The sequence below is a fragment of the Janibacter sp. CX7 genome (assembly GCF_024362365.1).
In the GTDB taxonomy this organism is placed as follows: domain Bacteria; phylum Actinomycetota; class Actinomycetes; order Actinomycetales; family Dermatophilaceae; genus Janibacter.
Genome location: NZ_CP101464.1, coordinates 585324 through 607352 on the forward strand (window position 1 = coordinate 585324; position 22029 = coordinate 607352).

Below are 22029 nucleotides of genomic sequence, written 5' to 3' on the forward strand. Positions count from 1 at the left end.
CGTGGAGAGTCGACGACGACGTCGGATCGCCTTCGTGGCGGCTGCGGCCACGGCCGCGAGCCTCGGACTGGCGGCCTGCGGCAGCGACAGCTCGTCAGGCGGGACCACCCACCTGACGTGGTACATCAACCCCGACGGCGGTGGCTCCGACCCCGCCGGCGGTGGGCAGGCGCAGCTGGCCAAGGAGTGCTCCGACGCCTCCGACGGCCGCTACAGGATCGGCATCCAGCTGCTGCCCAACAGCGCGAGCGACCAGCGTCAGCAGCTGCTGCGGCGCTTGGCGTCGAACGACAAGGGTGTCGACATCATGTCGATCGACCCGGTCTTCGTCGCCGAGTTCGCCGAGGCCGGCTACCTCGCGCCGGTGCCCGAGGACAAGCAGTCGACCTTCACCGACGACGTCGTCGACCCGGCCGTCACCAACGCGACGTGGAAGGACGAGCTCTACGCGGCGCCCTTCTGGGCCAACACCCAACTGCTCTGGTACCGCAAGTCGGTGGCGAAGAAGGCCGGACTCGACATGACCAAGCCGGTCACCTGGGACCAGGTCATCGACGCGGCGAAGAAGAGCGACAGCAACGTCGGCGTCCAGGCCTCGCGCTACGAGGGCTACATGGTGTGGATCAACGCGCTCGTCGAGGGCGGTGGCGACCACATCGTCGAGAACCCGGGGGCGGACGGGCCGGAGCTGAAGTTCGGCCTCGAGTCCGAGGGCGGCAAGAAGGCCGCCGAGATCATCCAGAAGGTCAGCGACGAGGGCGTCGGCGGCCCGGCGATGGGCTCGACCGACGAGACGACGACGCTCGACATGTTCCAGAACGAGCAGGCCGGCTTCATGGTCAACTGGCCCTACGTCTACGCCGCGCTCAAGGGCGCAGAGGTCGACTGGATCAAGGACCTCGCCTGGACCCGCTACCCGCAGACGACCGAGGGCACGGAGTCCAAGCCCCCGCTCGGCGGCATCGAGATGGGCGTCGCCCAGTCCTCGTCGAAGCAGGAGCAGGCGTGGGAGGCCGTCGAGTGCCTCACCTCGAAGGAGAGCCAGAAGGCCTACATGCTCGGCACCGGCAACCCCGCCGCGCGCAAGGCCGTCTACGACGACGCCGACGTCAAGAAGGACTTCCCGATGGCGGCCCTCATCCGCCAGTCCCTCGACTCCAGCGGCCCGCGCCCGCTGACGCAGTACTACGGCGACGTCTCCTCGGGCATCCAGCGTGAGTACAGCCCGCCCGGGTCGGTCGCCCCGGGCTCCACCCCGAAGCAGGCGACGACGCTGCTCGAGGACGTCCTGAAGGGGGATGCGTTGCTGTGAGCGCCACCACCGACACCACGACGACGGCGAAGGGGGGAGCGCCCCGGCTGTCCGACCGGGCCCGGGCCGAGCAGCGGCTCGGCTGGAAGCTCGCGATGCCGGCCTTCGTCGTCATGCTGCTCGTCACGGCCTACCCGATCCTGCAGGCCATCTGGAACAGCTTCTTCAAGTACCGGCTCACCGACCCCGACAACCGCGAGTTCGTCGGGCTCAACAACTACGTCGTCTCCTTCGGCGACTCGGTCTTCTGGAGCGCGATGGCGGCGACGGTCCTCATCACCGTCATCACCGTCGTCGTCGAGCTGGTCCTCGGCTTCATCATCGCCCTGGTGATGCACCGGATCGTCATCCCGCGGCGCACGCTGCGCACGATCGTGCTCATCCCGTACTCGATCATCACGGTCGTCTCGGGTTTCACCTGGCTCTTCATGTACCAGACGGACACCGGCTTCGTGAACCGCTGGACGAGCTGGCTGCCGGGCGTGAGCGACAACTACGACTGGTTCGGCAGCTTCTGGCCCTCGATCTTCGTCATCTGCCTCTCTGAGATCTGGAAGACGACGCCCTTCATGTCGCTGCTGCTCCTCGCCGGCCTGGCCCAGGTCGACACCTCGATGGAGGAGGCGGCCAAGGTCGACGGCGCCTCGTGGATGCAGGTGCTGACGAAGGTGATCCTGCCGAACATGAAGCCGGCGATCATGGTCGCGGTGCTCTTCCGCACCCTCGACGCCTTCCGCATCTTCGACAACATCTTCATCATGACCGGCGGTGCCAACGGGACGAACTCCCTCTCCGGCCTCATCTACCGCCAGACCATCGACCGGACGGAGATCGGGCTCGGGTCGGCGCTGTCGGTGATCCTCTTCATCTGCGTGCTGATCATCGCGGCGCTCTTCGTCAAGGGCTTCAAGGTCGACCTGACGCAGGGGAGGAGCTGACATGGCGAAGGAATCCGCCAAGGGCACCGGCATCTGGAGCGTCCTCGCGATCCCGATCATGATCTGGACCGTGCTGCCGCTGCTGTGGATGCTCTCGCTCTCGCTGAAGAGCGCGAGCGACCTGGCCAACCCCGACAAGGCCTACCTCGGCAACTTCTGGCCGAAGGACCCGACGCTCGACAACTACCGGCTGATCTTCACCGGCGGCGCGAGCGACCTCTTCATGCCGGCGCTGCGCAACTCGCTCATCGTCTGCCTGCTCGCGACGCTCATCTCCGTCGTGCTCGCGATGTTCTGCGCCTACGCGATCTCGCGGCTGGAGTTCAAGGGCAAGAAGATGATCCTCACGACCGCCCTCGCGGTTAGCTTCTTCCCGGTCGTCGCGATGGTCACGCCGCTCTTCGACGTGTGGAGCCGGATCGGTCTCTTCGACACCATCCCCGGCCTGATCATCCCCTACCTCGCGCTCACCCTGCCGCTGTCGATCTGGACGATGTCGGCCTTCTTCCAGCAGATCCCGTGGGAGATGGAGCAGGCGGCGCAGGTCGACGGCGCGACGAGTTGGCAGGCCTTCCGCAAGGTGATCATCCCGCTCGCGACGCCGGGCGTTTTCACGACCGCGATCATCACCTTCTTCACCGCCTGGAACGACTTCGTCTTCGCGATCTCGCTGACCTCCGACCAGGCCCGCACGGTCCCCGCCGCGCTCGCCTTCTTCACCGGTGCCAGCCAGTTCGAGCAGCCGACGGGCGCGATCATGGCGGCCTCGGTCGTCGTCACCATCCCGGTCGTCATCCTCGTGCTGATCTTCCAGCGCCGGATCGTCGCCGGCCTGACCTCGGGCGCCGTCAAGGGCTGACCCCCGCCTTCACAGAACTGGAGAACACCCCATGGCTGAGATCACCCTCAACAACATCGTCAAGAAGTACGGCGACGGCTTCCCCGCGGTCAACGACGTGAGCCTGGACATCAAGGACGGCGAGTTCATGATCTTCGTCGGCCCCTCCGGCTGCGGGAAGTCCACGCTCCTGCGGATGGTCGTCGGGCTCGAGGACATCACGAGCGGCGAGCTGCTCATCGACGGCAAGCGGGTCAACGACCTCTCGCCCAAGGACCGCAACCTGTCGATGGTCTTCCAGAACTATGCCCTCTACCCGCACCTGAGCGTGTACGAGAACATCGCCTTCCCCCTTCGCCTGTCGAAGGGGAAGCACAGCGACACCGACATCGACAGCAAGGTGCGCATGGCCAGCTCGATGCTCGAGCTCGACGAGCACCTCGACCGCAAGCCGGCGAACCTCTCCGGTGGTCAGCGGCAGCGCGTCGCGATGGGCCGGGCGATCGTCCGCGACGCCGACGCCTTCCTCTTCGACGAGCCGCTGTCGAACCTCGACGCCAAGCTGCGCGGCCAGATGCGCACCGAGATCGCCCGCATGCAGCGCCGCATGGGCACGACGACGATCTACGTCACCCACGACCAGACCGAGGCGCTCACCCTCGGCGACCGGGTGTCGGTGCTCAAGAAGGGCGTCCTGCAGCAGTGCGCCAGTCCGCGCGAGCTCTACGACCAGCCGGTCAACCTCTTCGTTGCGGGCTTCATCGGCACGCCGCCGATGAACTTCCTGCCCGCGGAGGTCCACGGCGACGAGCTGCAGCTGCCCTTCTGCCGGGTGCCGATGCCGCAGGCCGTGCGCGAGCGCGCCGGGGGCAAGGACCTGCTCATCGTCGGCATCCGCCCCGAGCACATCAAGGACGCCGACCTCGGCGACGTGCCCGCCGGCGGCGTGCGCTTCGCGGCACCGGTCGACCAGACGGAGTGGCTGGGCAACGAGCAGTACGCCTACATCCCCTTCGCCGTCGAGGGCGACGTCAAGCACAAGCTCGACGAGCTCGACAAGGAGCTCGACGGCGAGGGTATGCGCACCCAGATGGTCATCAACCTCGACCCCCGCTCGCGGGTGCGTGAGGGGGACGACGGCAACTTTGTCTTCGACCCCGCCCTCATGCACGTCTTCGACCCGGAGACCGGCGACTGCCTCACCCGTGACGACGCGAAGGCCGCGGAGATCGCCCACCAGTCCGAGGAGGACCGGCAGCGCGCGCTCGAGCGGGCCCGGGCCCGCGAGGCGGAGTCCGTCACCACCGGCTGACGAGCAGGGCTGACGGGCGACGCGTCGGCGCCGTCCCGAAGGCCTATCGAGCCGCGTCGACCCCCAGGTCGGCGCGGCTCGGTGCGTGTGCCCCGGCGTGGGCGACGGTGCGCGCGGCGGCGTCGACAGCGCGCTCGATGGCCGCGGAGACGACCCGGCCACGGGCCTTGCGCAGGCGGGCCTTGGGCTCGGCCCCGCCGAGGAGGCCGGCGTCGAGCAAGCCGGAGAGCAGGCCCGCCATGAAGGAGTCGCCGGCACCCACGGTGTCGACGACGTCGACGCGGGGAGCGCGCAGCTGGATGCGGCGGCCCGAAGGGAGGATCGCCAGGGCCCCGGCGGCGCCCAGCGTGCACACGGCGAGCGCGGGCCCGAGGTCTCGCCAAGAGCGCAGCACGTCGGCGATCTCGTTGTGGTCGAGCGGGCGGCCGGCGAGCCAGGCGATGTCCTCGTCGCTCGCCTTGACGACATCGCTCACCGCGATGCGGCGCTCGATCTCGGCCCGGGCGGCGTCGCGGTCGGGCATGAGGTCCGGTCGGCAGTTGGGGTCGTAGGAGATCGTGTGGGCGCGCGCGGCACCGGTCATCGCGGAGAGGACGTCGACGCCACCGGGGCGCAGCAGGGCGCCGAGGGAGCCGGTGTGCACGTGGCCACCGACCTCGGGCAGCTCGGGCAGGCGCCAGTCGAGGTCGAAGGTGTAGGTCGCCGCGCCGCTCCCGTCGAGGGTCGCCGTGGCGATCGAGGTGTCCCGGGCGCGGTCGCTGCCCGGGACGAGGGCGACGCCGGCCGCGGCGAGGTGCTCGCCGATCGCGGCCCCCCGGGCGTCGCGGCCGAAGTGGGTCGCGAGCGTCACCGGGTGGTCGAGGCGGGCCAACCCGACGGCGACGTTGAGGGGGCTGCCGCCGACGTGCTCGCTGCGCTGCCCGTCCGCCCCGACGACGACGTCGACGAGCGACTCGCCGATGACGAGCGTCGGGGCGGGCGGTGCGGAGCGGCGGCGGCGGGGCACGGGACCAGTCGGGTCAGGCGGTCGGGTAGGGGGAGACGCGCTGGACCTTCGTCAGGTTGTGGTGCGCCTCGACGGTGCGGATCGTGCCCGACTTGCTGCGCATGACGAGCGAGTGGGTCGTCGCGCCGCCGGCGCGGTAGCGCACGCCGCGCAGCAGCTCGCCGTCGGTGATGCCCGTCGCGACGAAGTAGCAGTTGTCGGTCTGGACGAGGTCGTCGGTCGTGAGGACCTGGTCGAGGTCGTGGCCGGCGCCGACCGCGTGCTGGCGCTCCTCGTCGTCGCGGGGCCACAAGCGGCCCTGGATGACTCCGCCGAGGCACTTGATCGCGCAGGCGGTGATGATGCCCTCGGGGGTGCCGCCGACGCCGAGCAGCAGGTCGATGCCGGTGTCCGGGCGGGCGGCCATGATCGCGCCCGCGACGTCGCCGTCGGAGATGAAGCGGATCCGCGCCCCGGCGGCGCGGACCTCGTCGGCGAGGTCGGTGTGCCGCGGGCGGTCGAGCATGACGACCGTGACGTCCTCGGGCTGCTGGCCCTTGGCCTTGGCGATGCGCTTGATGTTCTCCTTCACCGGCAGGCGGATGTCGACGACGTCGGCGGCCTCGGGCCCGGTGACGAGCTTGTCCATGTAGAAGACGGCGCTGGGGTCGTACATCGTGCCCCGGTCGGCGACGGCGAGGACGGAGACCGCATTGGTCATCCCCTTCGCCGTCAGTGTCGTGCCGTCGATGGGGTCGACCGCGACGTCGCAGGCGGGGCCGGTGCCGTCGCCGACCTCCTCGCCGTTGAAGAGCATCGGGGCCTCGTCCTTCTCGCCCTCGCCGATGATGACGACGCCGCGCATCTGGACGCTGGAGATCATCGAGCGCATCGCGTCGACGGCGGCGCCGTCGGCGGTGTTCTTGTCGCCGCGACCCACCCACCGGCCCCCGGCGAGGGCGGCGGCCTCGGTGACCCGCACGAGCTCCATCGCGAGGTTGCGGTCGGGGTGCATCACCCCGGCGCTCGGGGTGGACGTCTGGGCCTGGCTCATGCTTCTCCTCAGATACGGCTGGTCGTCGGGCCGAGCCTATCGGCCGGGCCGCCGACAGGTGTCCGGGCCGCGCTGTGGCGCGTGCGACCATGGAAGGCATGAGCTCAGCCCCCGGCGACCAGGCCGCGACCCCCTCCTCGTCGGCTCCCGATCGCGAGTCGACCCCCGAGGAGCTCGCCGCCCAGCAGGGGGTCCCCGCACGCGGCGCGAGCCACTACGCCAAGGGCACGAGCGCCAACATGGTTCGCTCGATGGTCGTCATCGTCGGGCTCGCGCTCGCCCTCTTCCTCGTCACCGGGCGCCCCAACAGCGTCACGCCGCAGGCCGTCGACGTCTCCGCCGCCGCGGAGTACCGCGCCGCCGAGGCGGGTGAGCCCTTCGCCTACGCGGACCAGTTGCCCGACGGGTGGACCGCGACGAGCGTGCGCTACGTGCGCTCCAAGGGCGGCGTCATGGTGTGGAATGCCGGCTACACGACCCCCGACGGCGAGTTCGTCTCCGTGCAGCAGGCGGTCGACCCCGGCCAGGCCTGGATCGACACGCAGACCAACAACGGTCGCCCCGTCGGCACCGTCGAGACCTCCGACGGTCGCGAGTGGGCCAAGCGTGACCGCGAGGGCAAGGTCCAGCGCAGCCTCGTCAACGTCCCCGACGCGAAGGGGGAGCTGACGACCCTCGTCACCGGCACGGGCAGCTGGGAGCAGCTGCAGGCCTTCGCCGAGCACCTGACCCCCGCGAAGGTGACGAAGCCCGGCGGCAGTGCGAGCCCGAGCGCGTCGCCGTCCTCATGACGTCCTGAGAGGTCCCTCGCTCAGCGGCCCAACGCCGTGGTGACGAGCGGGACCAGACCGGAGTGGGCGAGGTGGAGCCCGCTGATCTCGTCGAGCTGCCACCAGGCGAGGTCGTCGTGCTCCTCGGGCTCGAGGTTGGCCGGCGTGCCCTGCCAGCCGTCGACGACGAAGGTGTGCAGCTCCAGGTCGTCGCCGAGCCGCACCACCGGCGGGTCGAGCGCGCGCCACCGGGTGACGGTCACGCCGATCTCCTCACGGCACTCGCGCACGAGCGCCTCCTCGGGTGACTCGCCGGCCTCGATGTGACCGCCCACCCCGTCCCAGCAGTCGGGGTAGTGCTGACGACGGGGGTGCCGGTGCGCCAACAGCACGCAGCCGTCGGCGACGAGAAGCCCCATCGCGACGCGGTGCAGGCGCCCCGTCACGGCAGCCCGCTCACTCGTCGGTCGTGTCCTGCGACCCCAGGCTCGCCTCGGCCTTGTCGAGCCATGCCTCGCAGTGGGCGGCGAGGGCCTCGCCCCGCTCCCACAGCCGCATCGACTCCTCGAGACCGGCCTGACCCCCTTCGAGCCGGGCGACGAGCTCGATGAGCTCCTGGCGCGCCTCCTCGTAGGACAGGTCGGCGACGTCGGGCTGCTCCTGCTCGGGCTGCGGGTCGGTGGCCATGGCGACCACTGTAGGCGGGGCTGCCGTCAGGAGTCCGTGACCCGCACGGCGAAGTCGCCGTCGGCCACGGTCACCCGCAGCAGGTCGTCGACGGCGAGGGCGGCGCGGGAGGCGACGACCTCCCCTTCGGGCCGCTGGACGATGGCATAGCCGCGCTCGAGGGTGGAGGCGGGGGAGAGGACCCTCGCCTGCGACCGCAGGTGGCCGATGCGGTCGCGCTCGCGGTGCAGCAGCGCCTCGACCCGGCCGTGGGCCCGCCGCCGCAGGGAGGTGACGACCTCGCGCTGCGCCCGGACGAAGGCGGTGCGGTCGGTGAGCACCGGCCGGCTCGTCAGGTGGACCAGGCCACGGCGTTCGCGCTCGACGAGGCCGGCGAGCGCGGCTCGGGCCCGGGTGCGGGCGTCGACGACCCCGGCGCGTTCCTGGGCGGCGTCGGGGCAGATGAGCTTCGCGGCGTCGGTGGGGGTGGAGGCGCGCACGTCGGCGACGAGGTCGAGCAGGGGGCTGTCGACGTCGTGGCCGATGGCGCTGACGACCGGGGTGCGCGCGTCGGCGACGGCGCGCACCATCGTCTCGTTGCTGAAGGGCAGCAGGTCCTCGACCGACCCGCCGCCGCGGGCGACGACGATGACGTCGACCTCGTCGACGGCGTCGAGCTCGGCGACGGCCGCGGTCACCTCGGTCACCGCGGTCGGCCCCTGCACGGCGACCTGACGGATCTCGAAGGGCAGCCCCGGCCAGCGGCGCCGCGCATTTTCGACCACGTCACGCTCGGCGGCGCTCGCGCGGCCGCAGACGAGGCCGACGCGGCGGGGGAGGAAGGGGAGCGGTCGCTTGCGCGAGGCCTCGAAGAGCCCCTCGGAGCGCAGGTGCTGCTTGAGGTACTCGATGCGGGCGAGCAGCTCACCGACGCCGACCGGTCGGATCTGTCGGACGTCCATGGACAGCGACCCGCGCTGGGTCCAGTAGCTCGGCTTGGCCTGCACGACGACCCGCGCGCCCTCGCCGAGCGGCGCGGCCATCGCGTCGAGCGCGGTGACCCGCACCATGCACGACAGCGACATGTCGACGTCGGGGTCGCGCAGGGTCAGCCAGGCCGTACGCGCCCCCGGGCGCCGGGTCAGCTGCACGACCTGACCCTCGACCCAGGTCACCGACATCTTGTCGACGTAGTCGGCGATCTTCATGCTCAGCAGGCGCACCGGCCACGGCTGCTCGGCCGTCGTGTCGGCTGCCTTGTCGGGAAGGGGGGTGCTCACGGCCCACAGTCAAGCAGCCCGTGCCGACGGCCGGACCCCGGCTCGCTGCGAGGCGCGAGCCGGGGTCCGGGGCGAAGGGAGCGTGTGCCCGTGGGTGGGTCAGGGAGCGGTGGTACCGGCCGGGCAGTTGACGCGGTAGTCCCACGCCGTGCCGTCGGGGCCGGTGACGACGACGGTCACCTCAGTGCTCGTCCCCGCGGGCAGGGTGAGCGTGGCCGAGCCGGTGCCTTCGTTGATGTCGTCGCCGACGACACCGGTGTCGTGGATCAGGGCACCCTCGTAGAAGACCTGGAACTGGTCAGGTACGCCATAGGCCTCCCACTCGAAGAGGAAGGAGGTCGGGCCCGCGGCCCCGATGCCGTGGACGGTGGTCGTGACCCCCGCGCCGCCGGACGAGGTCGACGCATTGCACGGCGTCACCGGCGTCGGGTCGGTGGTGGTCACCGAGTAGAGGACGAGGTAGGAGATGTCCTGGGTCCTGCCCTGCTTGTTGGTGCTGCTGCTGACGCCGGAGGTGCCGCTGCCGTCGTGCGCGAGGGTGGCGGACTTCAGGCACCACGAGGCGTCCTCGAGGGTGAGGTCCGGGTCGCCGCTGACGAGGGTGAAGCTCGTCCCGGTGATGGTCACGACGACGTCGATCGGGTCGCCGGTGCGGGTGTCGGTGACGGTCACCGTTGTCGGCCCGTCGAGGTCGGCGTCGATCTTCGTCGCGGTCGTGTGGTCGGTGCAGTGCTGGGTGGCGGCCCCGGCCGGTGGCGCGAGGGCGAGGGCGGCGAGGACGAGCGCGAGGGCGGCGAGCAGTGCCGTGCCGACGCGCAGCGGACGAAGGGGGTCGAGCGTGTGCATGGTGGTTCCTCCCGAGAGCCTCGTCGTCGTCGACGAGGTCCCCGCCAGTGTCGGTCCGCGACGACGGCGCCCGACACCGGTCGGATCTGCCCATTGACACCGGCCCCCGGCCGTGGGATGGGCCACGATCAGGGGCCGTCCAGCCCACTCACCTACGATGGGTGGCATGACGACGAGCGTGACCCCTCCCGCCGAGACCGACGCCCCGCAGGACGCCAAGCGCGTCCTGCTCGCCGCCCCCCGCGGCTACTGCGCCGGCGTCGACCGGGCCGTCGTGACGGTCGAGAAGGCCCTCGAGCTCTACGGTCCCCCCGTCTACGTGCGCAAGGAGATCGTGCACAACAAGCACGTCGTGACGACTCTCGAGAAGCGCGGCGCGATCTTCGTCGAGGAGACCGACGAGGTCCCCGAGGGTGCGACCGTCGTCTTCTCGGCGCACGGAGTCGCCCCGGTCGTGCACGACGAGGCCAAGGCCCTGAGCCTCAAGACGATCGACGCGACCTGCCCCCTCGTCACCAAGGTGCACCGCGAGGCCGTGCGCTTCGCCGACGACGACTTCGACATCCTGCTCATCGGCCACGAGGGGCACGAGGAGGTCATCGGCACCTCCGGCGAGGCGCCCGAGCACATCACCCTCGTCGAGGGCCCCGACGACGTCGCCAACGTCGAGGTCCGTGACCCCGACAAGGTCGTGTGGCTGTCGCAGACCACCCTGTCGGTCGACGAGACGATGGAGACGGTGCGCCGGCTGCGCGAGAAGTTCCCCAAGCTGCAGGACCCGCCGTCCGACGACATCTGCTACGCGACGCAGAACCGTCAGCTCGCCGTCAAGCAGATGGCCAAGGACTGCGACCTGATGATCGTCGTCGGCTCGCGCAACTCGTCCAACTCGGTGCGCCTCGTCGAGGTCGCCATCGAGCACGGCTCGCGCGACGGGCACCTCGTCGACTACGCCGACGAGATCGACGAGTCCTGGCTCGACGGCGTGCGCACCGTCGGCGTCACCTCCGGTGCCTCGGTCCCCGAGATCCTCGTGCGCGGGGTCCTCGACTTCCTCGCCGAGCGTGGCTACGGCGAGCCTCAGCCGGTGACCGCGGCCGAGGAGTCGCTCCTCTTCGCGCTGCCCAAGGAGCTGCGCCGCGACCTCAAGGCCGCAGGCATGAGCGACCAGATGAAGCACGACGCCGGCGCGCTCGGCGACGCGGGCCAGCTGCACTAGCCCTTCGAGACGGCCGCGGGCGGCCTCCTCAGGGAGCGGCTAGAGCCGCTGGCTGATCCGCGCGGCGGTGTCGGCGGCCGCCTGCGCGAGGTGGGCGGCGCCCCCTTCGTCGACGTCGGCGGTGCGATAGGTGACCGCCACGGCGGCCACGGGGTGACCGTCGCGGTCGAGGACCGCAGAGGCGACGGATGACAGGTCGGGCGAGACGCTGCCCGCCTCGACGGCGTGGCCACGAGCGCGCACGTCGACGAGGAGCCGGCGCAGCGCCGACGGGGTCGCCGGACCTCCCCCGACCATGACCGCTGCCGACGGGTAGAGCGCGGTGACCTGCTTGCGGGGGAGCGCGGCGAGCATCGCCAGGCCGCTCGCCGTGAGCGTCGCCGGCAGCCGGACCCCGACGTCGGTGACGAGCGAAGGGCGTCCCGCGGCACGTTCCTCGATGACGTAGAGGACGTCGCGACCCGAGAGCACCGCGAGGTGGGCGTTGTGGGTCGTCGCGTCGACGAGGCGCTCGACGAGGGGCCGGGCGAGCCGCTGCAGCGGGTCCTGCCGCTGGTAGCCGGCGCCGAGCTCGTGCACCGCCGCCCCGATGCCATAAGTGCGTTCCTCCGCGTAGTGCACGACGTAGCCGTGCTCCACGAGCACCGCGAGCAGGTGATAGGTGCTGCTGCGCGGCAGGTCGAGGGCTCGCGCGAGGTGCGCAGCGGGGATCGGCTCGGCCCGGCTCGCGAGGTGGGTCAGGGCGCGCAGGGCGTGACCGGCGGAGGTGGCATTGGGCATGGGGCTCCTGTCTTGTATCCGAGACACTATCGCCTGCGCGGGCCTCACGAGCCGGGGCGAAGGGGGGTTGCATGGACCCATGAGCACCGACACCACCACCGTCGTCCTCGGCGACCGGCCCCTCACCATCGACGAGGTCGTCGCCGTCGCCCGCCACCACGCCCCCGTCGAGATCAGTGTCGGCGCCTGGGAGCGGGTGCGGGCCGCGCGCACCGTCATCGAGGGCCTCGCGGAGGACACCGTCGCCCACTACGGCGTCTCGACCGGGTTCGGCGCGCTCGCCACGACCCACATCCCCCATGAGAAGCGCGCCCAGCTGCAGCGCTCGCTCGTGCGCAGCCACGCCGCCGGCGCGGGCGCCGAGGTCGAGGAGGAGGTCGTGCGCGCGCTCATGCTGCTGCGTGTGCAGACGCTCGCGACCGGCCGCACCGGCATCCGCGAGGAGACGCTGCGCCTCTACCTCGCCCTGCTGCAGCAGCGGATCACGCCGGTCGTCCACGAGTACGGCTCGCTCGGCTGCTCCGGCGACCTCTCGCCGCTCAGCCACTGCGCGCTCACGCTCATGGGAGAGGGCCGCGTGCGCGTCGACGGCGGCGACGAGGTCGACGCCGCAGGCGCGCTCGCCGACGCCGGCCTGACGCCCGTCGAGCTCCACGAGAAGGAGGGCCTGGCCCTCATCAACGGCACCGACGGCATGCTCGGCATGCTGTGCCTCGCCGTCCACGACCTGCGCCGACTGCTCGCCACCGCCGACATCGCCACCGCGATGAGCGTCGAGGGCCTGCTCGGCACCGACGACGTCTTCGCCGCCGACCTGCAGGCGCTGCGCCCCCAGCCCGGCCAGGCGCTCTCGGCCGCCAACATGCGCGCGGTGCTCGCCGACAGCCCGATCCGTGACAGCCACCGCGACCCGGCCGCCTGCACACGGGTCCAGGACGCCTACTCCCTTCGCTGCGCGCCGCAGGTGCACGGTGGCGCCCGCGACACCGTCGAGCACGCCGCGACCATCGCCGGCCACGAGCTCGCCTCGGCCATCGACAACCCCGTCGTCACCCTCGACGGGCGCGTGGAGTCCAACGGCAACTTCCACGGGGCGCCCGTGGCCTACGTCCTCGACTTCCTCGCGATCGTCGCCGCCGACGTCGCGAGCATGAGCGAGCGGCGCACCGACCGCTTCCTCGACGTCAAGCGGTCCAACGGGCTGCCGCCCTTCCTCGCTGACGACCCCGGCACCGACTCCGGTCTGATGATCGCGCAGTACACCGCCGCCGGGATGGTCTCGGAGATGAAGCGCCTGGCCACCCCCGCCAGCGTCGACTCGATCCCGAGCAGCGCCATGCAGGAGGACCACGTCTCGATGGGCTGGGGTGCCGCCCGCAAGCTGCGCCGCAGCGTCGACGCGCTCGCCCGGGTCATCGCCATCGAGCTGCACACCGCCGCGCGGGGGATCGCGCTGCGCGCCCCCCTTCGTCCCGCGCCGGCGACGGGTGCCGTCATCGACGCCCTCGCCGAGCACGGGCAGACCGGACCCGGCCCGGACCGCTTCACCTCGCCCGACCTCACCGCCGCCCACCTCGCCGTCGTCGACGGGTCGGTCCTCGCGGCCGCCCAGTCGGTCACCGGCCCGCTGAAGTAATCCATCCCGTCCCGTCCCTTCGAGACGCTTGCTGCGCCAGCTCCTCAGGGAGCGGGGGAAGAGACCTGGCTCCTCAGGGAGCGGGGAGAAGACAAAGGAGTCCCACCATGGACGGAGCCCGTCCCGTGCGTGCCCCCCGAGGCACCGAGCTGACCGCCCGCAGCTGGCAGACCGAGGCGCCGCTGCGGATGCTGATGAACAACCTCGACCCCGAGGTCGCCGAGCGCCCCGACGACCTCGTCGTCTACGGCGGCACCGGCCGGGCCGCGCGGTCGTGGGAGGCCTTCGACGCGATCGTCGAGACGCTGACCGACCTCGCCGACGACGAGACCCTGCTCGTGCAGTCGGGCAAGCCGGTCGGCGTGCTGCGGACCAACCCGTGGGCGCCGCGCGTGCTCCTCGCCAACTCCAACCTCGTCGGTGACTGGGCCACGTGGCCGGAGTTCCGCAAGCTCGAGGCCGAGGGCCTGATGATGTACGGCCAGATGACCGCCGGGTCGTGGATCTACATCGCCACCCAGGGGATCCTCCAGGGCACCTACGAGACCTTCGCCGCGGTCGCGCGCAAGCGGTTCGGAGGCACGCTCGCCGGCACCCTGACCCTCACCGGCGGCTGCGGCGGCATGGGCGGCGCGCAACCGCTGGCCGTCACGCTCAACGGCGGCGCCTGCCTCATCGTCGACGTCGACGAGACGCGGCTGCGCCGGCGCCAGTCGAAGCGCTACCTCGACGAGGTCGAGACCGATCTCGAGGTCGCCCTGGCCAAGGTCATGCAGGCGAAGGGGGAGCGCCGCGCCCTGTCCGTCGGTCTCGTCGGCAATGCCGCTGAGGTCTTCCCCGAGATCCTGCGCCGCCACCGTGCCGGAGAGATCGAGGTCGACGTCGTCACCGACCAGACGAGCGCGCATGACCCGCTGAGCTACCTGCCCGCGGAGGTCGCGCTCGACGAGTGGCAGCGCGAGTCCGAGGCCGACCCGGAGGGCTTCACGAAGAAGTCCCGCGAGTCGATGGCCGCGCAGGTCCAGGCGATGGTCGAGTTCCAGGACGAGGGCGCCGAGGTCTTCGACTACGGCAACAGCATCCGCGACGAGGCCAGGCACGCCGGCTACACGCGGGCCTTCGAGTTCCCCGGCTTCGTCCCGGCCTACATCCGGCCGCTCTTCTGCGAGGGGCTCGGGCCCTTCCGCTGGGTGGCGCTGTCGGGTGACCCCGAGGACATCGCCGTCACCGACGCCGCGCTCAAGGAGCTCTTCCCGGAGAACGAGCACCTGCACCGCTGGCTCGACGCGGCCGGCGAGCTCGTCGAGTTCGAGGGGCTGCCGGCGCGCATCTGCTGGCTCGGCTACGGCGAGCGGCACAAGGCGGGCCTGCTCTTCAACGAGCTCGTGCGCGAGGGCAAGGTCAAGGCACCGATCGTCATCGGCCGCGACCACCTCGACTCCGGCTCCGTCGCCTCGCCCTACCGCGAGACCGAGTCGATGCTCGACGGCTCCGACGCGATCGCCGACTGGCCGCTGCTCAACGCGCTGACCGCGACGAGCTCCGGCGCGACCTGGGTGTCGATTCACCACGGCGGTGGCGTGGGCATCGGCCGCTCGATCCACGCCGGTCAGGTCGGCGTCGCCGACGGCACCGACCTCGCCGCGCAGAAGCTCGACCGACTGCTCACCAACGACCCCGGCATGGGCGTGCTGCGGCACGTCGACGCCGGCTACTCGCGGGCCGCGGAGGTCGCCGCCGAGCGCGGGGTGCGCGTGCCGATGGAGCCGGTCGTCCGGGACGCGAAGGAGGCCTGAGCGTGGCCCCCTTCGCCTGGAGCGGACGCAGTGACGGTGACGGCCCCGAGCACCGGCGCTTCTGGAATGTCGTGAGCGAGCCAGAGCGGGGCCGGCAGACGAACGTCGCGCTCGTCGGCTTCGCGAGCGACGAAGGGGTCCGGCGCAACCACGGTCGGGTCGGCGCCGCCGAGGGGCCCGGCGCGCTGCGTGCGGCGCTCGCCTCGCTCGCGGTCCACGAGGACCTCACGGTCGTCGACCACGGGGACGTCGCGGTCACCGACGGTGATCTCGAAGGGGGGCAGCGTCGCCTCGGCGAGGTGATCGCCGCCGCCCGCGAGAGCGCCGACCTGACCGTCGTCCTCGGTGGGGGCCACGAGACGGCCTACGGCAGCCACCTCGGGCTCGGGCCGCGCCCGCGACTCGGTGTGCTCAACCTCGACGCCCACTTCGACCTGCGGGCGGCGGAGCGGCCGACGTCAGGCACGCCCTTCCGGCAGATCGCGGCCGACCGCCACGAGGCGGGCGTCGACTTCGACTACGCCGTCGTCGGCATCTCGCGCACGAGCAACACGGGCACGCTCTTCGACACCGCCGACGAGCTCGGCGTGCGCTGGCTGCTCGACGACGACAGTCAGGAGCCCGGCGCGCCGGTGCGCTTCGTCGAGGACTTCCTCGCCGGGGTCGACGCGGTCTACCTGACGATCGACCTCGACGTGCTGCCGGCTGCCGTGGCGCCCGGCGTGAGCGCGCCTGCGGCACTGGGGGTTCCCCCCTTCGTCATCCAGGCGGTGTGCGACGCGGTGGTCGCCTCCGGCAAGCTCGTCCACCTCGACGTCACCGAGCTCAACCCGCGCTTCGACGTCGACCAGCGCACCGCGCGGGTCGCGGCGCGCCTGGTCCACCGGATCATCACCCGCCACGCGAGCACCCCACGCCACCAGGAGGCCTGAGCATGTCGACCCTCGTGACCAACATCGGTGAGCTCGTCACCTGCGACGGCACGGGCGAAGGGGGCGTCGGCGCCCGCATCGACCACGCGCTCGTCGTCGACGCCGGACGCATCGTCTGGGTGGGGCCGGCTGCGTCCGCGCCCGCCGCGGACGAGGTCGTCGACGTCGAAGGGCGTTGTGTCACACCGGGTTTCGTCGACAGCCATGCGCACCTCGTCTTCGCGGGCGACCGGTCCGCGGAGTTCGCCGCGCGGATGGCCGGCCAGGCCTACGACGGCGGTGGCATCGGGGTGTCGGTCGCCGCGACCCGGGAGGCGAGCGATGACTGGCTGCGCGCCGCCCTGGCCGCACGGGTCGCGGAGATGCGCGCGCAGGGCACGACGACCGTCGAGGTGAAGTCGGGCTACGGGCTGACCGTCGCCGACGAGGAACGGGCGCTGCGCCTGGCGGCCGAGGTCACCGACGAGGTGACCTATCTCGGGGCGCACGTCGTGCCCGCCGAGGCCCGGGAGGACCGTGCCGGCTACGTCTCGCTCGTCACGGGGGAGATGCTCGCGGCGTGCGCGCCGCATGCCCGGTGGGTCGACGTCTTCTGCGAGCCGCACTCGCCGCACGCCTTCACCGGGGAGGAGTCCCGCGAGGTGCTCGTCGCCGGGCGTGACGCCGGTCTGGGGCTGCGGGTCCACGGCAACCAGCTCGGCCACGGGCCCGGGGTGCAGCTCGCTTGCGAGCTCGGTGCCGCGAGCGTCGACCACTGCACCTACCTGTCGGACGCCGACGTCGACGCTCTCGTGCAGTCGGCCGGGACGACGACGGCGACGCTGCTGCCCGGCGTGGAGTTCTCGACCCGCTCGCCGTGGCCGGACGCGCGGGCGCTCCTCGACGCGGGGGTCTCCATCGCGCTCGCGAGCGACTGCAACCCCGGCACCTGCTACTCGAGCTCGATGCCCTTCGTCATCGCGCTCGCCGTGCGCGAGATGGGGCTGACGCCGAGCGAAGCCGTCGTCGCCGCGACCCGCGGTGGTGCTCGCGCGCTGCACCGCGAGGACATCGGTCGGGTCGAGGTCGGCGCGCGCGCTGACCTCGCGGTGCTGGAGGCGCCCAACCACCTGCACCTGAGCTACCGGGCCGGTGTGCCGATCGCGCGGGCGTTGGAGGTCTGAGGGCCCCTCAGAGCCAGGCCGGGCGCCAGTCCGGCGACGGGTCCTCGCCGGTGCGTCCGTCGACGGCTTCGCGAAGCATGTCGGCCTGGCCGGTGTGCCGGCCGTACTCCTCGAGCAGGTCGAGCTGCAGGCGGCGCAGGTTGGCCCAGCCGGTCTCGTCGCTGCCCGTCGTGACCCGCTGGTCGATGCCGTCGGAGGCGATCGCGTCGGCCACGCGCTGACGGGCGCGGGCGACCGTCGCGTCGTAGCGGGCGTAGAGCTCGGCGGGCGAGTCCGTCGGGTGGAAGTGCGCCTCCCACGCATCCTGGCTGCGCATCGTGGCCCAGCGCTCGTCGAGGGCCGAGTCGTCGAGCCGGAGCGTGGAGTAGAGGTCCTCCACGAAGGCGAGGTGGTTGAGCAGGCCACCCAGGGTCAGCTCGGACGCGCCGATGCGCTGGCTGAGGCCGGCGGCGTCGAGTCCATCGGCCTTCCATCGGAAGGTCGCGCGCTGCCGGTCGAGCGCCGCCACGATCTGCTCCGCGTCGGTGCCGGTGAGCGGTGGTTCCCAGGCCGGGGCGCCGGTGCCGGGTGCGCCCCCGCCAGGCGTGCCGGGGGCGTCGGGCGTACCGGGGGCGTCGGGCGTGCCGGGTGCGTCGGTCATGAGGCCTCCTCGCGGGATGTCGTGCGACCACCCTCCTCCTGCGCGCGGGAGCGCGCCACCTGCTCTCGGGGGTCTGCCGCCTGCTCGCGCGGGTGCGGCAGACCGAGGTCGAGGTCGAGCTCGGGCCGATGGTCGGCGACGACGTCGAGGAGCTCGGGGGCGGTGAGCGGCCGCGGCGTCGTCGTCACGGCGGGGACCTCGTCGATCTCGTCGCTGCTCAGCCCGATCTCACCCATGCGTCGGGCGCTGACGAGCACCCGCGACTCGAGCGAGCCGACGAGCCGGTTGTAGTCCTCGACGCTGCGCTGGAGCGAACGCCCCATGCGCGTCGCGTGCTCGCCGAGCGTGCCGAGCCGCGCGTAGAGCTCGCGACCGACGGTGAGCAGCTCCTGGGCGTCGCGGGTCACGGCATCCTGCTGCCAGGCATAGGCGACCGTGCGCAGCAGCGCGAGCAGGGTGCCGGGGGAGGCCAGCACGACCCGCTCGGCCATCGCCTCCTCGTGCAGGCCCGGCGCGCGCGACAGGGCGGCCGCGAGGGTCGCGTCAGAGGGGACGAAGCACACGACCATCTCCGGCGACGGCTCGAAGGCGGTCCAGTAGGCCTTGCTCGACAGGGTCGTCACGTGCGCGCGAAGGGAGGCGGCGTGCGCCTCGAGCAGGCGGTCGTGCTCCGACGGGTCGATCTCCTCGGCCTGCGCCTGCAGCCAGTGGCTCATCGGTGCCTTGGCGTCGACGACGAGGTGCTTGCCTCCCGGCAGGTGGACGACGACGTCGGGGCGCACCTCGCGCTCGGCAGCGGTCGCCCCACGCGCCTGCTCGTCGAAGTCGCAGCGCGCGATCATGCCCGACACCTCGAGGACCCGGCGCAGCTGGACCTCGCCCCAGGCGCCACGCACGGACGACACCCGCAGCGACGAGGCGAGGGAGGAAGCCTCGCGACCCACCCGGGTGGTGGTGTCCTCCACGCGGCCGAGGGCCTCGCGCACCGAGGCGAACTGCGAGACCCGGTCCCGCTCGAGCTGCTCGACCTTGGCCGAGACGCGGCGCAGCGTCTCGCCGAGGGGCGCCAGCGCGGCCGCGGTGCGGTCGTCCTCGTCGGCAGCATGGGCCTGCTCGTCGAGGCGCTCACGCAGTCCCTCGAGCTGCTCGCGCAGCCCGTCGCGCTCGGCGCGCAGGCCGGCGACCTCGGCCCGCACGGCCAGCCAGGCGAGCAGCCCGCCGACGACGAGGCCCACCAGCAGTCCCGTGATCAGGGTCGTGATGTCCATGGGGCCAGCCAACCAGCGACCTCCGACAACCCGCGGATCAGAAGGGCGGCGGGTTGTCGGCGGCCTCCTCTGCCTCGTTGGTCCCCGCCAGCGGGGACGAAGAGGTGTACGGGTCGTGGGTCCCCGCCAGCGGGGACGAGGCGTTGTCCAGATCGCTCGTCCCCACCGGCGGGGACGAACTCTCCTCCCCTTCGTCCACGGCGTGGACCGGGAAGGTGAGGGCGACGACGCCGCCGGGGGTGATCCACTCGGTCGACCCGTCTTCTCGGAGCCGGTGGCTCCAGCGTGCGGAGTGCTTGACGCGGTGGTGGTGCCGGCACAGGTCCGACAGGTTGGCCGGGCTCGTGTCGCCGTGCGGCCACGGCGTCGCGTGGTCGACGTCCGCCGCCCATCCCAGCCGCCGTGACTGGACCGGCCGTTCGCAACCCCACATCCGGCAGACGCCATCACGCGTCGCGACGAATTCGCGCTGCGCCTTCGGGATCGCGTAGGCCGACGTCGAGGTCTCGAGGAGCGTGCCGGTCCGGGCATCGATCAGTGCCCGGCCCACCCGGGTGTCGAGACGCCGGACGATCGCGGCGACGACGTCCGGCGGCACGTAGCCGACGCCCGGGATCGTCGTCCCGGAGACCCATCGCCCACCGCCCGTGCGGCATGTGCACGGATGGCCGCCCCCGCCCGTGCTGTCCTCGCCGTGGTGGCACGCGTCGGTGGTGCACGTGCAACCGCACCCGACGCGCACCTGCGTCGCCACGTCGTCGCTCATCCACTCCTCGGCGAGGACGTCGACCTGGTCGGCACCTTCGCCGCTGACGATGCGCACGCGCTCGTGATCGACCCGGTCATAGGTGATGCCCTCCTCGAGGAGGCCGGCCACGGGATCCTCCTCGCCACTGCAGATGGGGCACGACGGGTCGTCCACCGGCGCGAAGGTCAGCCGCGAGACCGCCGACGCGATGACGGGCACGCCGAGCCGCACCTCGGCAGTCACCTCGCTGCCGCACAGGACGAGGTCCGCCAGGCCCATCGCACGGGCCGTGCCGATCGGCATCTCCGGGTCGTCGGCCCGCCATCGCTGCCCGGCGGCGTCGACGGCCGCCTTGATCGCCGCGCCGATCTCGCTCGGCAGCACGGCCGTCAGCCACGTCGTGCCGACGGGGCCGGCCTCGGTGCGTACGTCGAGCCTGCTGGCGCGGTTGGCATCGGCCCGCGCCTGCATGAGCTCGGGCTCGAGGCGCGTGATGAGGCGCCGGCAGGTCTTGGCGACCTCGTGCGGCTCCATGTCGATGATCCGGATCGACCCGGGCGCCCCGCGCCGAGCGCTGAGGAGGTGCTCGACGATCGCCTGCGTCGTCTCGGGGGTCGTGTCGCGCGTGTGCTTGTGCACCTGCTCCAGGGCGCGGCGTCCGAGGCGGCCCTCGGCGACGAGCTCGGCCAGGGCGGCCAGGTCGGTCGCGGCGCGGGAGGCGACGGCGCACCGTCGGCCCGCCTCGGTGGGACCGGTGCCGATGGCGACGGCCACCGCGTCGGGCGCCATCTCGGCGACCTCACCCGCCGGCAACCGCACCTCGCGGTACTGCCCATCCGGTCCGCGCTCCTCGCCCCGGCGTCCGACCTCGGCGACGAGGACGAGCTCGAGGCCGTCCACGGCCCGGCGCACCGCCTCGGTCGCGACGAGTGCCCGCTCCAGCTGCCCGTCGTCGAGCCGTGCGGCATCGCGCACCGCCCGGTCACGGGCCGCGCCCACCGACGCCAGCACCCCGTCGAGCCACTGGTCTGCGACCCGCGATGCGTGCCCGGGCCCGTCTTCGAGTGGCCCCGAACGCACCTCATCGGACCCGTCGTCAGGCCCGTCACCCGGACCCGTCCGAGACCGCACCTCCCCGACCGCCTCGGCCCCCACCGTGTCCACCTGCATGACCGTCACGTCATCCCCCTTCGTCATCGTCGACGACCCATGACCCATGCTCTCGCCGAGCACCGACAGCCCACTCGGCCTGTTGACGCCGGCCCGCCGACGCAGGAGCGTGGCTCCATGAGCGAGACCCAGCGGGCGCAGATGATCGACGACGACCCGCGGACGCCGGTCGACCCGGTCGGCGACGAGCGGCACCTGCTCGGCGAGTACCTGCGGTGGCAGCGCGAGACGCTCGCGGCGAAGTGCGCCGACCTCTCGCCCGAGCAGCTGGCCACGCGCTCGGTCGAGCCGTCGACGATCTCGCTGCTCGGTCTCGTGCGGCACATGGCGCGGGTCGAGCGGGGCTGGTTCCGCCAGTGCGTCGAAGGGGAGGACGTCGCCACCCTCTACCGCGGCCCGGGCAACATGGACGGCGAGTGGGACGACGCGGTGGGTACGCAGGTGCGTCGACGACGCCTTCGCCACGTGGCGGGCGGAGTGCCTGGCCTCGGACGAGATCATCGCGCGGCACGCGCTGGACGACACCTTCGAGGACCACGGTGGGTGGACATGGAGCGTGCGCGGACTCGTGCTCCACATGATCGAGGAGTACGCCCGCCACATCGGGCACGCCGACCTGCTGCGCGAGCGGATCGACGGCCGGCTCGGGGAGTAGCGGCGCCCTCTGTAGCCTCGT

General features: G+C 72.1%; 20 protein-coding genes and 2 pseudogenes. 12 read left to right on the plus strand and 10 right to left on the minus strand.

From position 1 onward, the window contains the following. Window position 1: 1 nt before the first annotated feature. The 4 genes from NMQ01_RS02985 (at window position 2) to NMQ01_RS03000 (ending at window position 4400) form a co-directional block, all read left to right on the plus strand. Window positions 2-1312, plus strand: coding sequence for an extracellular solute-binding protein (locus tag NMQ01_RS02985; protein WP_255185389.1), 1311 nt, complete (start codon window positions 2-4; stop codon window positions 1310-1312). Window positions 1313-1407: 95 nt separating this feature from the next. Then, window positions 1408-2250 carry a carbohydrate ABC transporter permease gene (locus NMQ01_RS02990; protein ID WP_255186312.1) on the plus strand — a complete coding sequence of 281 codons (843 nt, stop codon included), beginning with the start codon at window positions 1408-1410 and terminating at the stop codon, window positions 2248-2250. A 1-nt stretch (window position 2251) separates the two neighbouring features. Continuing rightward, window positions 2252-3109: a carbohydrate ABC transporter permease gene (locus NMQ01_RS02995; RefSeq protein WP_255185390.1), complete on the plus strand. Its 858-nt coding sequence runs from the start codon at window positions 2252-2254 to the stop codon at window positions 3107-3109. Between the two features lie 31 nt (window positions 3110-3140). Continuing rightward, a complete protein-coding gene (locus tag NMQ01_RS03000) occupies window positions 3141-4400 on the plus strand; it encodes an ABC transporter ATP-binding protein (protein WP_255185391.1) in 1260 nt (419 codons plus the stop codon). 43 nt (window positions 4401-4443) lie between these two features. Here NMQ01_RS03000 and NMQ01_RS03005 read toward each other — a convergent pair whose 3' ends face one another. Together NMQ01_RS03005 and glpX are read right to left on the minus strand one after the other, a co-directional pair. After that, complete coding sequence (locus tag NMQ01_RS03005; protein ID WP_255185392.1) at window positions 4444-5406, minus strand: PfkB family carbohydrate kinase; 963 nt, start codon at window positions 5404-5406, stop codon at window positions 4444-4446. 13 nt (window positions 5407-5419) lie between these two features. Next, window positions 5420-6439, minus strand: coding sequence for a class II fructose-bisphosphatase (gene glpX, locus NMQ01_RS03010; RefSeq protein WP_255185393.1), 1020 nt, complete (start codon window positions 6437-6439; stop codon window positions 5420-5422). A gap of 98 nt (window positions 6440-6537) precedes the next feature. On the opposite strand from glpX, the gene NMQ01_RS03015 reads away from it, so the two are divergent. Next, window positions 6538-7230 (plus strand): DUF4245 domain-containing protein, encoded by a 693-nt coding sequence (locus NMQ01_RS03015; protein WP_255185394.1) that lies wholly within the window; start codon window positions 6538-6540, stop codon window positions 7228-7230. Window positions 7231-7250: 20 nt separating this feature from the next. On the opposite strand, the gene NMQ01_RS03020 is transcribed toward NMQ01_RS03015, so the two are convergent. From NMQ01_RS03020 to NMQ01_RS03035, 4 genes are all read right to left on the minus strand, one after another. After that, window positions 7251-7655 carry an NUDIX hydrolase gene (locus tag NMQ01_RS03020; RefSeq protein ID WP_255185395.1) on the minus strand — a complete coding sequence of 135 codons (405 nt, stop codon included), beginning with the start codon at window positions 7653-7655 and terminating at the stop codon, window positions 7251-7253. 10 nt (window positions 7656-7665) lie between these two features. Next, window positions 7666-7896 (minus strand): exodeoxyribonuclease VII small subunit, encoded by a 231-nt coding sequence (locus NMQ01_RS03025; RefSeq protein ID WP_255185396.1) that lies wholly within the window; start codon window positions 7894-7896, stop codon window positions 7666-7668. Window positions 7897-7922: 26 nt separating this feature from the next. Continuing rightward, on the minus strand, window positions 7923-9155 hold the full coding sequence (gene xseA / locus NMQ01_RS03030) for an exodeoxyribonuclease VII large subunit (protein WP_255185397.1): 1233 nt from the start codon (window positions 9153-9155) through the stop codon (window positions 7923-7925). Between the two features lie 99 nt (window positions 9156-9254). Next, on the minus strand, window positions 9255-10001 hold the full coding sequence (locus tag NMQ01_RS03035) for a hypothetical protein (RefSeq protein WP_255185398.1): 747 nt from the start codon (window positions 9999-10001) through the stop codon (window positions 9255-9257). Between the two features lie 166 nt (window positions 10002-10167). On the opposite strand from NMQ01_RS03035, the gene NMQ01_RS03040 reads away from it, so the two are divergent. Beyond that, window positions 10168-11220 (plus strand): 4-hydroxy-3-methylbut-2-enyl diphosphate reductase, encoded by a 1053-nt coding sequence (locus NMQ01_RS03040; RefSeq protein WP_255185399.1) that lies wholly within the window; start codon window positions 10168-10170, stop codon window positions 11218-11220. Window positions 11221-11259: 39 nt separating this feature from the next. Here NMQ01_RS03040 and NMQ01_RS03045 read toward each other — a convergent pair whose 3' ends face one another. Continuing rightward, a complete protein-coding gene (locus NMQ01_RS03045) occupies window positions 11260-12000 on the minus strand; it encodes an IclR family transcriptional regulator (RefSeq protein ID WP_255185400.1) in 741 nt (246 codons plus the stop codon). Between the two features lie 79 nt (window positions 12001-12079). Here NMQ01_RS03045 and hutH point away from each other — a divergent pair, with 79 nt between their 5' ends. The 4 genes from hutH to hutI all read left to right on the plus strand — a co-directional run bounded on the left by hutH (window position 12080) and on the right by hutI (window position 17527). Then, window positions 12080-13636, plus strand: a complete 1557-nt coding sequence (gene hutH / locus NMQ01_RS03050) for a histidine ammonia-lyase (protein WP_255185401.1) — start codon at window positions 12080-12082, stop codon at window positions 13634-13636. 107 nt (window positions 13637-13743) lie between these two features. Continuing rightward, a complete protein-coding gene (gene hutU, locus NMQ01_RS03055) occupies window positions 13744-15432 on the plus strand; it encodes a urocanate hydratase (protein WP_255185402.1) in 1689 nt (562 codons plus the stop codon). Window positions 15433-15434: 2 nt separating this feature from the next. After that, on the plus strand, window positions 15435-16364 hold the full coding sequence (gene hutG, locus NMQ01_RS03060; RefSeq protein WP_255185403.1) for a formimidoylglutamase: 930 nt from the start codon (window positions 15435-15437) through the stop codon (window positions 16362-16364). Window positions 16365-16366: 2 nt separating this feature from the next. Next, window positions 16367-17527 (plus strand): imidazolonepropionase, encoded by a 1161-nt coding sequence (gene hutI / locus NMQ01_RS03065; RefSeq protein ID WP_255185404.1) that lies wholly within the window; start codon window positions 16367-16369, stop codon window positions 17525-17527. Window positions 17528-17534: 7 nt separating this feature from the next. On the opposite strand, the gene NMQ01_RS03070 is transcribed toward hutI, so the two are convergent. Genes NMQ01_RS03070 through NMQ01_RS03080 form a run of 3 tightly spaced genes read right to left on the minus strand, consistent with a single transcriptional unit; the run spans window position 17535 to window position 21401 of the window. Beyond that, on the minus strand, window positions 17535-18167 hold the full coding sequence (locus tag NMQ01_RS03070; protein ID WP_255185405.1) for a DUF664 domain-containing protein: 633 nt from the start codon (window positions 18165-18167) through the stop codon (window positions 17535-17537). After that, on the minus strand, window positions 18164-19435 hold the full coding sequence (locus NMQ01_RS03075; protein ID WP_255185406.1) for a DNA recombination protein RmuC: 1272 nt from the start codon (window positions 19433-19435) through the stop codon (window positions 18164-18166). Before NMQ01_RS03075 ends, NMQ01_RS03070 begins: the two co-directional genes overlap by 4 nt. A 37-nt stretch (window positions 19436-19472) precedes the next feature. Further along, the gene (locus tag NMQ01_RS03080) at window positions 19473-21401 is read right to left on the minus strand and encodes a DUF222 domain-containing protein (protein ID WP_369694858.1); all 1929 of its coding nucleotides are present in this window, start codon (window positions 21399-21401) and stop codon (window positions 19473-19475) included. A gap of 93 nt (window positions 21402-21494) precedes the next feature. On the opposite strand from NMQ01_RS03080, the pseudogene NMQ01_RS15940 reads away from it, so the two are divergent. Both NMQ01_RS15940 and NMQ01_RS03085 read left to right on the plus strand, forming a co-directional pair. Next, a pseudogene (locus NMQ01_RS15940) lies at window positions 21495-21692 on the plus strand (DUF664 domain-containing protein); the annotation flags it as partial. Between the two features lie 124 nt (window positions 21693-21816). Beyond that, window positions 21817-22008 (plus strand): annotated as a pseudogene (locus NMQ01_RS03085) (DUF664 domain-containing protein); the annotation flags it as partial. Window positions 22009-22029: the final 21 nt, after the last annotated feature.

What these genes read in the sequence shown, in the direction of transcription:
- NMQ01_RS03040 (WP_255185399.1), top strand. Translation starts at nt 10,168, where the DNA reads ATGACGACGAGCGTGACCCCTCCCGCCGAGACCGACGCCCCGCAGGAC.
- NMQ01_RS03025 (WP_255185396.1), bottom strand. Translation starts at nt 7,896, where the DNA reads ATGGCCACCGACCCGCAGCCCGAGCAGGAGCAGCCCGACGTCGCCGAC.
- NMQ01_RS03080 (WP_369694858.1), bottom strand. Translation starts at nt 21,401, where the DNA reads ATGGGTCATGGGTCGTCGACGATGACGAAGGGGGATGACGTGACGGTC.
- NMQ01_RS03000 (WP_255185391.1), top strand. Translation starts at nt 3,141, where the DNA reads ATGGCTGAGATCACCCTCAACAACATCGTCAAGAAGTACGGCGACGGC.
- NMQ01_RS03070 (WP_255185405.1), bottom strand. Translation starts at nt 18,167, where the DNA reads ATGACCGACGCACCCGGCACGCCCGACGCCCCCGGTACGCCCGACGCC.
- NMQ01_RS02995 (WP_255185390.1), top strand. Translation starts at nt 2,252, where the DNA reads ATGGCGAAGGAATCCGCCAAGGGCACCGGCATCTGGAGCGTCCTCGCG.
- glpX (WP_255185393.1), bottom strand. Translation starts at nt 6,439, where the DNA reads ATGAGCCAGGCCCAGACGTCCACCCCGAGCGCCGGGGTGATGCACCCC.
- NMQ01_RS02990 (WP_255186312.1), top strand. Translation starts at nt 1,408, where the DNA reads ATGCCGGCCTTCGTCGTCATGCTGCTCGTCACGGCCTACCCGATCCTG.
- NMQ01_RS03075 (WP_255185406.1), bottom strand. Translation starts at nt 19,435, where the DNA reads ATGGACATCACGACCCTGATCACGGGACTGCTGGTGGGCCTCGTCGTC.
- hutU (WP_255185402.1), top strand. Translation starts at nt 13,744, where the DNA reads ATGGACGGAGCCCGTCCCGTGCGTGCCCCCCGAGGCACCGAGCTGACC.
- hutH (WP_255185401.1), top strand. Translation starts at nt 12,080, where the DNA reads ATGAGCACCGACACCACCACCGTCGTCCTCGGCGACCGGCCCCTCACC.
- NMQ01_RS03035 (WP_255185398.1), bottom strand. Translation starts at nt 10,001, where the DNA reads ATGCACACGCTCGACCCCCTTCGTCCGCTGCGCGTCGGCACGGCACTG.
- hutI (WP_255185404.1), top strand. Translation starts at nt 16,367, where the DNA reads ATGTCGACCCTCGTGACCAACATCGGTGAGCTCGTCACCTGCGACGGC.
- NMQ01_RS03015 (WP_255185394.1), top strand. Translation starts at nt 6,538, where the DNA reads ATGAGCTCAGCCCCCGGCGACCAGGCCGCGACCCCCTCCTCGTCGGCT.
- NMQ01_RS03045 (WP_255185400.1), bottom strand. Translation starts at nt 12,000, where the DNA reads ATGCCCAATGCCACCTCCGCCGGTCACGCCCTGCGCGCCCTGACCCAC.